The organism is Nocardioides sp. Root240, assembly GCF_001428825.1.
In the GTDB taxonomy this organism is placed as follows: domain Bacteria; phylum Actinomycetota; class Actinomycetes; order Propionibacteriales; family Nocardioidaceae; genus Nocardioides.
Genome location: NZ_LMIT01000011.1, coordinates 326,657 through 336,693 on the forward strand (window position 1 = coordinate 326,657; position 10,037 = coordinate 336,693).

A 10,037-nucleotide genomic window follows, 5' to 3' on the forward strand; every position below is an offset into this window, starting at 1 on the left:
GCAGGAGCCACCGCGACAGGAACCAGCAGAACGAGCCGGTCCCAGCACCACGGCCAGAGGTCTCGAGACGGTCGCTGCGCGACTCCTCGACCAACGGTGTCCGGCACGGCACCACGTACACCGCTGGGCGGACACCCGGATCAACCCGCGGCCTGACGATCCGGGCGGCGATCACGGTGAGGCTCGGAGCATGACCTCTCCCCTCGCCGCCAGCACCCGCGGCCTCACCAAGTCCTACGGCCGCGGCGACACCCTCGTCCCCGCCCTGCGCGGCATCGACCTCGACCTCCCGGCGGGCCGGTTCACCGCGATCATGGGGCCGTCCGGCTCCGGCAAGTCGACGCTGATGCACTGCCTCGCGGGCCTCGACCAGCCCACCTCCGGCAGCGTCACCGTCGCCGGCCAGGCCCTCGAGGACCTCGACGACGACGCGCTCACCCACTTCCGCCGCGACCACGTCGGCTTCGTGTTCCAGGCGTTCAACCTGCTGCCGATGCTCACCGCGGAGCAGAACATCTGGCTCCCCGCCGAGCTCGCCGGCCGCTCGACGACGGGCCTGCGGGACCGGTTCGACCAGGTCGTCACCTCCCTCGGCATCGCCGACCGGCTGACCCACCGCCCGGCCGAGCTCTCGGGCGGCCAGCAGCAGCGGGTCGCGATCGCGCGCGCCCTGCTCGGGGAGCCGGCGATCGTGTTCGCCGACGAGCCGACCGGCAACCTCGACAGTGCGGCGTCCGCCGAGGTGCTCTCGCTGCTGCGTCAGTCGGTGCGCGAGCTCGGCCAGACGGTCGTCATGGTCACCCACGAGACCGAGGCCGCGCAGTACGCCGACGACGTCGTCGTCCTCGCCGACGGCCGGATCGTCGAGCGCCGCGAGGTCGCTGCCTGATGCGGACCGTGCTCCTGGCGTCCCTGCGCACCCACACCCGCCGGTACGGCGCAGCACTGCTCGCGGTGCTCGTCGGCGTGGTGCTCGTGCTCGTCACCGCCTCGCTCTCCTCGGCCGTCCGCGACGGCCTCACCTCCGGTCTCGCCGAGCCGTACGACGGCGCCGACGCCGTCCTCGGACACCCCTCCCCCGACGACGCGGCCCGGCTGCTCGCCGCCGCCCCCGAGCAGGGCGCGGACGCGTGGCTGCTCGGCTGGACCCTGCAGCAGCTCAGCCACGACGGGAGGGTCGTCTCCACCGACAGCGACATCGGCCCCGTCGCCGACGAGCCGGCCGGGCGCTGGCAGGAGCTGACCTCCGGGCGCTTCCCGGACAGACCGGGCGAGGCGGTCCTCGACAACAACGCCGCCAAGGCGGCCCACCTCGCCGTCGGCGACCGGCTGCGGATCGGCACCGGCAGCTCCGCCCTCGACGTCACCGTGGTCGGCCTCGTCGACTCGCCGTCGACCTACGTCGTCGCGTCGGTCTACGTGCTGTGGACCGACCTCGCCCGCTGGCAGGACCACCTCTACGTCAGCAGCCTCGCCTGGGCCGGCCCCGAGCCCGGGTACGACGGAGCACGCGACGCGATCCGCGCCGTCGTACCGGGGGCGGAGCCGGACACCGTCGACGCCTTCGTGCAGGAGGTCCAGAAGGACGTCAACCGCGGCGTCGACGTGATCGCGATCGTGGCGCTGCTGTTCGCGGCCGTCGCCCTGCTGGTGGCGGTGCTGGTCATCAACAACACCTTCACCATCCTGTTCGCCCAGCGCAGCCGGGACTTCGCGCTGCTGCGGTGCGTCGGCGCGACGCGGCGCCAGGTGGTCCGCTCGGTGCGCCTCGAGTCGCTCGCCCTCGGCCTGCTCGCCGCGGTCCTCGGCACCGCCGGCGGGCTCGCCGCCGGGCAGGGCCTGGTCGCCCTGATCCACGGGCAGTGGCCGGAGGCGCGGCTGGGCGATGCCGAGGTCGGCACCGTCTGGCTCGTCGTCGCGGCGACGCTCGCGGTCGGCGTACCGGTCGTGGCGGCGTGGCTGCCCACCCGCAGGGTCGTGCGGGTCAGCCCGCTCGCCGCGCTGCGGCCCGACGACAGCACCCAGGTCGGTACGGCGACCGGCCGGACCCGCGTCGCCGCCGGGGTCCTGCTGCTCCTCGCCGGCACGGCGGCCTTCGCGGTCGCCCTGGCCGCCGCCGTCCCCCCGGCCCTGGTGGCCGGTGGCGTCGCGACCTTCGTCGGCGTCCTGCTGCTGGGTCCGGTGCTCGTGCCGGCGCTGGTCCGCGGGCTCGCCCGCCTCGGCCGTCGGCTGATGGGCCCGGCCGGCCGGCTGGCCGCCGGCAACGCCGTGCGCAACCCGCGCCGGACCGCCGCCACCACGGCTTCCCTGCTGATCGGGGTCACCCTGACCACCGCGGTACTCACCGGCCTCGCCAGCTCCCGCTCCGCGCTCGCCGACGAGATGGACGACCAGCACCCGGTCGACATCGCGATCACCAGCGCCCGCGCGCTGCCCGCCGACACCGTGGACCGGGCTCGGGCGGTCGACGGCGTCGCGGCCGCCCTCCCCGTCACCGGTACGACGGCCGAGGTCGCCGCACTCGGGGACGTGGCCGTGCTCGGCGTACCTCCGGCGGGGGCGGACTCCGTCCTCCACGGCAAGGTCCGCACCCCCGGCCCGCGCGCCATCGTGCTGCCGTGGGACCTGATCGGCGACGGCCTCGAGGTCGGCGACCGGGTCGCGGTGACCGTCGGCGAGCGCACCGTCCGCCTCCGGGTGCGGGCCGGTGACGGCTGGGGCGAGGCGGCGCTGGTCGCCCCGGGCACGCTCGCCCGGCTCGACCCGAGCCCGCGGCTGCACGCCGTCTGGGTGCGGGCCGACGAGGACGCCGACCCGGAGGACCTCGCCGGCTCGATGGAGGCGATCGGCTCGCCGCTCGGTGCTGGCATCGAGAACGGTCTCGCCGACCGCGCGTACGTCGACCTCCAGCTCGACGTGCTCAGCGGCGGCGTGGTGGGGCTGCTCGGCATCTCCGTCGTGATCGCGCTGGTCGGCATCGCCAACACGCTCGGCCTGTCCGTGCTCGAGCGCGGTCGCGAGCACGCCCTGCTGCGCGCCCTCGGCTTGACCCGGCGCCAGGTGCGCCGGATGCTCGCAGCCGAGGCCGTGCTGCTCGCCACCGTGGCCACCGCTCTCGGGACCGTGCTCGGCGTGGTGTTCGCCTGGCTCGGCGTCCGCTCGCTCGTCGAGCCGGTCGTCACCGGGGCGAGCCTGGTGCTGCCGTGGACCCAGCTCGGCGCGGTCGTCGTCCTCGCTGCTCTCGCCGGTCTCGCCGCCTCGGTGCTGCCCGCCCGACGCGCCGCGCGGACCGCTCCGGCCGCGGGTCTCGCCCTGGAGTGACACACCCTTCTCCCGGTCTCTCGCTACGCTGCGCGGGTGAGTGACTGGGGGAAGGTCCGCCTGCACGTGGTGACGGGCAAGGGCGGCACCGGCAAGTCGACGGTCGCCTCCGCGCTGGCGCTCGCGCTGGCGGGCCGGGGCAAGAACGTGCTGCTCTGCGAGGTCGAGGGACGCCAGGGCATCGCCCGGATGTTCGACGTGGACCCGCTCCCCTACCAGGAGCGCCGGCTCACGACCGGTCTCCCGGACGCCGACGGCGGCCGCGGCGTCGTGCACGCGCTGCACATCGACGCGGAGTCCGCGCTGCTGGAGTACCTCTCGATGTACTACCGCCTCGGCCGCGCCGGGAAGGCGCTCGACCGGTTCGGGGTGATCGAGTTCGCGACGACGATCGCCCCCGGCGTCCGTGACGTGCTGCTGACCGGCAAGGTCTACGAGGCCGTGCAGCGCAACAGCCGCAACAAGAATGCGATCGACTACGACGCGGTCGTGCTCGACGCCCCGCCGACCGGCCGGATCACGCAGTTCCTCAACGTGAGCAACGAGCTCGCCGGGCTCGCGAAGGTCGGCCCGATCAAGTCGCAGTCCGACACGATGATGACCCTGTTCCGCTCGCCCCGGACCGCCGTGCACCTGGTCACCGTGCTCGAGGAGATGCCCGTGCAGGAGACCGCCGACGGCATCGCCGAGCTCCGCTCCGCCGGGCTGCCGGTGGGCGGGGTGGTCGTCAACCTGGTCCGTCCGCGCGACCTGTCGGCCGAGCAGCTCACCGCCGCCCGGGCCGGCAGCCTCGACCGCGGTGCGCTCGAGGCCGACCTCGCGGCCGGCGGCATCGACGTCTCCGCCGACCTCGTCGACGGCCTGCTGCAGGAGGCCGCCGACCACGCCGAGCGCCGGGCGCTCGAGGACTCGCAGCGCGCCCTCGTGGCGGACCTGGGCGTCCCGTCGTACGAGCTGCCGCAGATGGCGGGCGGCATCGACCTCGGTGGGCTCTACGAGCTCGCCGGGCTCCTCCGAGAGCAGGGGATGGCATGAATCACCCCCACCGGTTCCACGCCTCCCCCGCCGCGCTCCTCCGGCGCACGAACGATCGGGGACCCCGATGAGCAGGAGCAGCCAGCGCACCACCCGGGTGGGTCCCGCGTCGCCGACGAGCCGACGCGCCGGCGCCCTCGACGTCGACGCCCTGATCGACGACCCGGCGACCGGGATCATCGTGTGCTGCGGCTCCGGCGGCGTCGGCAAGACGACCACCAGCGCCGCGCTCGCCCTGCGCGCCGCCGAGCGCGGCCGCAAGGTCGTCGTGCTCACGATCGACCCGGCCCGCCGGCTCGCGCAGTCGATGGGCATCGAGGCGCTCGACAACACCCCGCGGCCGGTCACCGGCGTCCGGGGCGAGGGTCACCTCGACGCGATGATGCTCGACATGAAGCGCACCTTCGACGAGGTGGTGCTCTCGCAGGCCAGCCCGGAGAAGGCCCGGCAGATCCTGGCCAACCCGTTCTACATCGCGCTGTCGAGCTCGTTCGCGGGCACGCAGGAGTACATGGCGATGGAGAAGCTCGGGCAGATTCACCGGGACGCACGAGAGGCCGGCACCTACGACCTGATCGTCGTCGACACCCCGCCCTCGCGCTCGGCGCTGGACTTCCTCGACGCCCCCGAGCGGCTCTCGAGCTTCCTCGACGGTCGCTTCGTGCGGCTGCTGATGGCGCCCGCGAAGGGCCCCGCCAAGCTGATGTCGGCGGGCTTCAACCTGATCACCAACGCGCTGACCCGGATCCTGGGCGCGCAGTTCCTCAAGGACCTGCAGACCTTCGTCACCGCGCTCGACACGGTCTTCGGCGGCTTCCGCCAGCGCGCGCAGCAGACCTACTCGCTGCTCAAGGCCGACGGTACGGCGTTCCTCGTCGTGGCCGCCCCGGAGCCGGACGCACTGCGCGAGGCCGAGTACTTCGTCGAGCGGCTCAGCGAGGACGACATGCCGCTGGCCGGCCTGGTCATCAACCGCGCCAGCCCGGAGCCAGCGGGCACGCTGTCGGCCGACGAGGCGATGGCCGCGGCCGAGCGCCTCAGGCGCGCGGAGGGCCTCGACGGCTCAGTCGGCACGCCGGTCGCCGCCGGACTGCTCCGGCTGCACGCGGACCGGGTCCGCATGGTGCTGCGCGAGCGCGCGCTGAGGGACCGGTTCGCGACCGCCCACCCGCAGGTGGAGACGGTCGTCGTACCGGCCCTGGCTGGCGACGTGCACGACCTCGACGGCTTGCGCCGCGTCGGTGACCTGCTCGCCGCAGGAGCCTGAGCTTCGCTCAGACGGCGGCGGTGCCCTGGCGGTCGCGCGCGTCCTCGAGGACCTTGCGCCACGACGCGCTCGGGCGGCGTCGCAGGAGCGCGCGGCGCTCCCGCTCCGTCATGCCGCCCCAGACGCCCCACTCGATCTGGTTGTCGAGCGCCTCGGCGAGACACTCGGTGCGGACGGCACAACCCGCGCACACCTGCTTGGCCTTGTTCTGCTCGGCACCCCGCACGAAGAGCTGGTCAGGCTGCTCTTCCCGGCAGGCGGCGCGCGGCGCCCAGTCGTCAACCCACATGTTGTCCCCTTGTGGTTCCCACTCAGGAAGCCAGCACCCCCACAGCGCTTGGTCTTCCCGACTGGAACAAAGTAAAGGAGTCCGGCGCTCACGACCACCGCTCATTGGGCCCAACCTGTCTAGTCACATAGGACTAGACAGGTGTTGGCCGTTCGTCGTCCGGGCCCCCTCGGCGAATCCGGGCGGCACAGGCCGGTCACGTACCCTGACCGCATGTCCCGCACCCGTTTCGACGGCCTCCCGCCCGGCAAGATCCTCTCGCACCTCGGTGTGATGCTGCTCGTGTCGGCCGTGCTGGGTGTCGTGGTCTCCGGCCTGGCCATCCCCTTCGCCGGGGTCGTCGGCTTCACCGCGCGCAACGTCGCCGAGTCGGTCGACGACCTGCCCCAGGAGCTCGAGACCGAGCAGCTCCCGCAGCGCACCGAGATCCAGGACAAGGGCGGCAAGGTCATCGCCACCCTCTACGACCAGAACCGCGTCAACGTCCCGCTCCGCCAGATCTCGCGGACCATGGTCGAGGCGATCGTCGCGATCGAGGACTACCGCTTCTACCAGCACGGCGCGTTGGACCTGAAGGGCACCGTGCGGGCGCTCTTCACCAACCAGGCCGCCGGCGGCGTCACCCAGGGCGGCTCCTCGATCACCCAGCAGCTGGTCAAGCTGACCCTCATCACGCAGGCCAACGGTGACGAGGAGGCGATCAAGGCGGCCAAGGAGGACAGCTACGGCCGCAAGCTCAAGGAGCTGCGCTACGCGATCGCGCTGGAGAAGCGCCACAGCAAGGACTGGATCCTCGAGCGCTACCTCAACACGGCGTACTTCGGCGACGGCGCCTACGGCGTCCAGGCCGCTGCGCAGCACTACTTCAGCACCAACGCCAAGGACCTGAACCTGCGCCAGTCGGCGATGCTGGCCGGCCTGGTGCAGAGCCCCGAGGCCTACAACCCGACGCGCAACGCCCCCCAGGCCAAGGTCCGCCGCAACGTCGTCCTCGAGCGGATGGCCCAGCTGAGCGTGATCACCCAGGCCCAGGCCGACAAGGCCGTGGAGACGCGGCTCGGCCTCAAGGTGCAGGACCAGCCCAACGGCTGCGTGAACTCCCGGGCGCAGTTCTTCTGCGACTACGTCGTCAACTGGCTCAAGACCGACCCGGCGCTGGGCGAGACGCCCGAGGAGCGCGAGCGGATGATCTTCAACGCCGGCCTCACGATCAAGACCACGATCGACATGCGCTTCCAGCGCGCCGCGCAGGACTCCGTCAGCGCCCACGTCTACAAGTCCGACCTGGCGATCGGCGGCCTGGCGCTGATCGAGCCCGGCTCGGGCGACGTCCGCGCCCTCGCGCAGTCGCGCCCGATGGGCAAGGGCAAGGGCCAGACCTTCCTCAACTACACCGTGCCGACGCGGTACGGCGACGCCGCCGGCTTCCAGCCGGGCTCGACCTTCAAGGCGTTCGTGCTCGCCTCGGCGATCAACCAGGACATCCCGCTCACCCGGACCTTCCCGGCACCGTCCGAGCGCACCTTCGCCGAGAACTCGTTCGAGACCTGCGACGGCCCCTACCAGAGCGGCGGCACCTGGCCGGTCCACAACTCGACCAGCGCCTCGTCCAACCCGAACCTCTACGAGGGCACCCAGAAGTCCGTCAACACCTTCTTCGCCGCGCTCGAGCAGGAGACCGGCATCTGCGAACCGTGGAAGCTGGCCCGCCGCCTGGGCATCACCGAGCTCACGAAGCGGGCCCAGGTGCCGTCCTTCACCCTCGGCATCGCCGACGTCAGCCCGCTCGAGATGGCCGAGGCCTACGCGACCTTCGCCGCCAAGGGCGTCCACTGCACGGCGCGCCCGGTCACCCAGATCACCGACGCTGAGGGCACCGTGCTCAAGGAGTACGACAAGGACTGCACCCAGGCGCTGCCCAGCCCGGTGGCCAACGCGGTCAACGACGTGCTCCGCGGCGTCATCGAGGGCGGCTTCGGCTCCGCCCTGGCGCCCGGCCAGCCCGCCGCCGGCAAGACCGGTACGACGACCGGCAACCAGGCCGTGTGGTTCTCCGGCTACACCCCGAACCTCGCCGGGGCGTCGGTGGTCGCGGGCGTCAACCGCGCCGGCCACCCCGAGTCCCTCGACTACAAGTCCGTCGGCGGCCAGACCCTGTACACCTCGTCCGGATCGACGACCGCCGGCCCGATCTGGGGTGACGCCTTCAAGACGATCGCCCAGTGGCTGCCGGACGACGACTTCGAGCGCCCCTCCTCCACCGACGTGGCCGGCCTGCTGATCCCCGTGCCGTCGGTCGGCGGCCTCACCTACGACGAGGCCGCGGACCGCATCGAGGCCGCCGGCTTCACCGCCGTACGGGGCGGTTCACGCACCTCCGGCTACCGCCGCGGCCTCGTGGCCTACGCCTACCCCGACGACCGCGCGGGAGCGGGCGACACGATCACGATCTACATCTCCAGCGGACCGAAGGCCCGCAAGCCCAAGGGCAAGCCCAGGAACGGCGGCGGCAACCCGCCGCCGGACGACGGCAACAACGGCCGCGGCAACGGCTGACGGTCCTCACCAGCGACTTCGTCCCCAACACCCCTCGGGAGGGACGAATCCGCTGGTGACGACGGTGACCATCAGCCGAGCTGGCGTCGTACCTCCGCGGCGACGGCGGCGCCGTCGGCACGCCCCTTCACCTGGGGGGTGACGATGCCCATGACCTGGCCCATCGCCTTGGGGCCGGCGCCGGCGGCACCGGCCTGCTCGACGGCCGCGGTGACGATCGTGGCGATCTCCTCCGGGCCGAGCTGCGCGGGCAGGTAGTCCTGGATCACGGCGGCCTCGGCCCGCTCCTTGGCAGCCATCTCCGGCCGGTTGCCCTCCTCGAACGCGACCGCGGCCTCACGCCGCTTCTTGGCCTCGCTGGAGAGCACGGTGAGCACGTCGTCGTCGGTCAGCTCCTTGGCGACCTTGCCGGCGACCTCCGCGTTCGTGACCGCGGTGAGGATCATCCGCAGGGTCGACGACCGGACCTCGTCCCGGGCCTTGATGGCGGAGGTGAGGTCGGTGCGGAGTCGTTCCTTGAGGCTCATCTCGGGGTCCCCGCGGCGTTGTTCGGCGGAGGAGCGAAGCGGGGGAGGCGAAGAACGCCGTGGGGTGAGTTCATGTCTCGATTCTGCCTGCTGTACGCGAGACTTCACGCATGGGTTTCGTCCGCACGCTCGTCCGGGGCGCCGGCCTCGGCGGTGTCGCGGGAGCCGCCGTCACGTCGTACGCCCTCTGGGAGGCGCGGCAGTACGGCGTCCGTCGCCACGACCTGCGCGTGCTGCCGGCCGGCATGCGGCCGCTGCGGGTGCTGCACCTGACCGACATCCACATGACGCCCGGCCAGACCCGCAAGCAGGAGTGGCTGCGCTCGCTGACCGCCCTGCGGCCCGACCTCGTGATCGACACCGGCGACAACCTCGCCCACCGCCGCTCGGTGCCGGTCGTCCTCGACAGCCTGGGCGCGCTGCTCGACGTCCCCGGCGTGTTCGTCCACGGCTCCAACGACTACTTCGAGCCCGGCCTGCGCAACCCGTTCGGCTACCTGACGGCGGACGACGGCACCCGGCACACCGACGTCCCCCAGCTGCCCTGGCGCGAGCTGAGCGCCGGGATGACCGCCGCCGGCTGGCTCGACCTCACCAACGTGCGCGCCGGGCTGAGCGTCGGCGAGACCACGCTGGCGTTCGCCGGCGTCGACGACCCCCACCTGTCCTACGACGACCTGCCCGCCGTCGCCGGCCCGGCCGACCCGGCCGCCGACCTGCGCCTCGCGGTCGCGCACGCGCCGTACCTCCGGGTGCTGGACCAGTTCGCCGCCGACGGGTACGACGCGATCATCGCCGGGCACACCCACGGCGGCCAGGTGCGGCTGCCGCTGCCCGGCGGCTCCCGCGCGTACGCCACCAACTGCGACCTCGAGCCCGCCCGCGCCCGCGGCGTCCACCGCCACCCCGCCGACTCCCGCCCGGGCGACCCCGGGTCGGCCTGGCTGGAGGTGTCCGCGGGCATCGGCACCAACCCGTACACCCGGGTCCGGATCGGCTGCCGGCCCGAGGCCGTGCTGCTCACCCTGCTGCCCCGAGGCTG

The 10,037-nt window shown here is 73.0% G+C and carries 8 protein-coding genes; 6 read left to right on the forward strand and 2 right to left on the reverse strand.

What is annotated here, in order from left to right:
- Positions 1-190 precede the first annotated feature (190 nt).
- The 4 genes from ASE20_RS15615 to ASE20_RS15630 all read left to right on the forward strand — a co-directional run bounded on the left by ASE20_RS15615 (position 191) and on the right by ASE20_RS15630 (position 5,623).
- Positions 191-889, forward strand: a complete 699-nt coding sequence (locus tag ASE20_RS15615) for an ABC transporter ATP-binding protein (RefSeq protein ID WP_056895480.1) — start codon at positions 191-193, stop codon at positions 887-889.
- Positions 889-3,321, forward strand: a complete 2,433-nt coding sequence (locus tag ASE20_RS15620; protein ID WP_056895481.1) for an FtsX-like permease family protein — start codon at positions 889-891, stop codon at positions 3,319-3,321. Before ASE20_RS15615 ends, ASE20_RS15620 begins: the two co-directional genes overlap by 1 nt.
- A 36-nt stretch (positions 3,322-3,357) precedes the next feature.
- Entirely contained in the window at positions 3,358-4,356 is a 999-nt protein-coding gene (locus ASE20_RS15625; protein ID WP_056895482.1) for an ArsA-related P-loop ATPase, read from the forward strand.
- A 67-nt stretch (positions 4,357-4,423) separates the two neighbouring features.
- Complete coding sequence (locus tag ASE20_RS15630; RefSeq protein WP_082612468.1) at positions 4,424-5,623, forward strand: ArsA family ATPase; 1,200 nt, start codon at positions 4,424-4,426, stop codon at positions 5,621-5,623.
- Positions 5,624-5,630: 7 nt separating this feature from the next.
- On the opposite strand, the gene ASE20_RS15635 is transcribed toward ASE20_RS15630, so the two are convergent.
- Complete coding sequence (locus ASE20_RS15635) at positions 5,631-5,912, reverse strand: WhiB family transcriptional regulator (protein ID WP_056895483.1); 282 nt, start codon at positions 5,910-5,912, stop codon at positions 5,631-5,633.
- A gap of 213 nt (positions 5,913-6,125) precedes the next feature.
- Here ASE20_RS15635 and ASE20_RS15640 point away from each other — a divergent pair, with 213 nt between their 5' ends.
- Positions 6,126-8,468 (forward strand): transglycosylase domain-containing protein, encoded by a 2,343-nt coding sequence (locus ASE20_RS15640; protein WP_056895484.1) that lies wholly within the window; start codon positions 6,126-6,128, stop codon positions 8,466-8,468.
- Positions 8,469-8,539: 71 nt separating this feature from the next.
- Here the strand turns inward: ASE20_RS15640 and ASE20_RS15645 are convergent, their stop codons facing one another.
- Positions 8,540-8,995: a GatB/YqeY domain-containing protein gene (locus tag ASE20_RS15645; RefSeq protein ID WP_056895485.1), complete on the reverse strand. Its 456-nt coding sequence runs from the start codon at positions 8,993-8,995 to the stop codon at positions 8,540-8,542.
- Positions 8,996-9,105: 110 nt separating this feature from the next.
- Here ASE20_RS15645 and ASE20_RS15650 point away from each other — a divergent pair.
- On the forward strand, positions 9,106-10,037 hold a 932-nt coding region (locus tag ASE20_RS15650), incomplete at its 3' end, for a metallophosphoesterase (protein WP_157538488.1).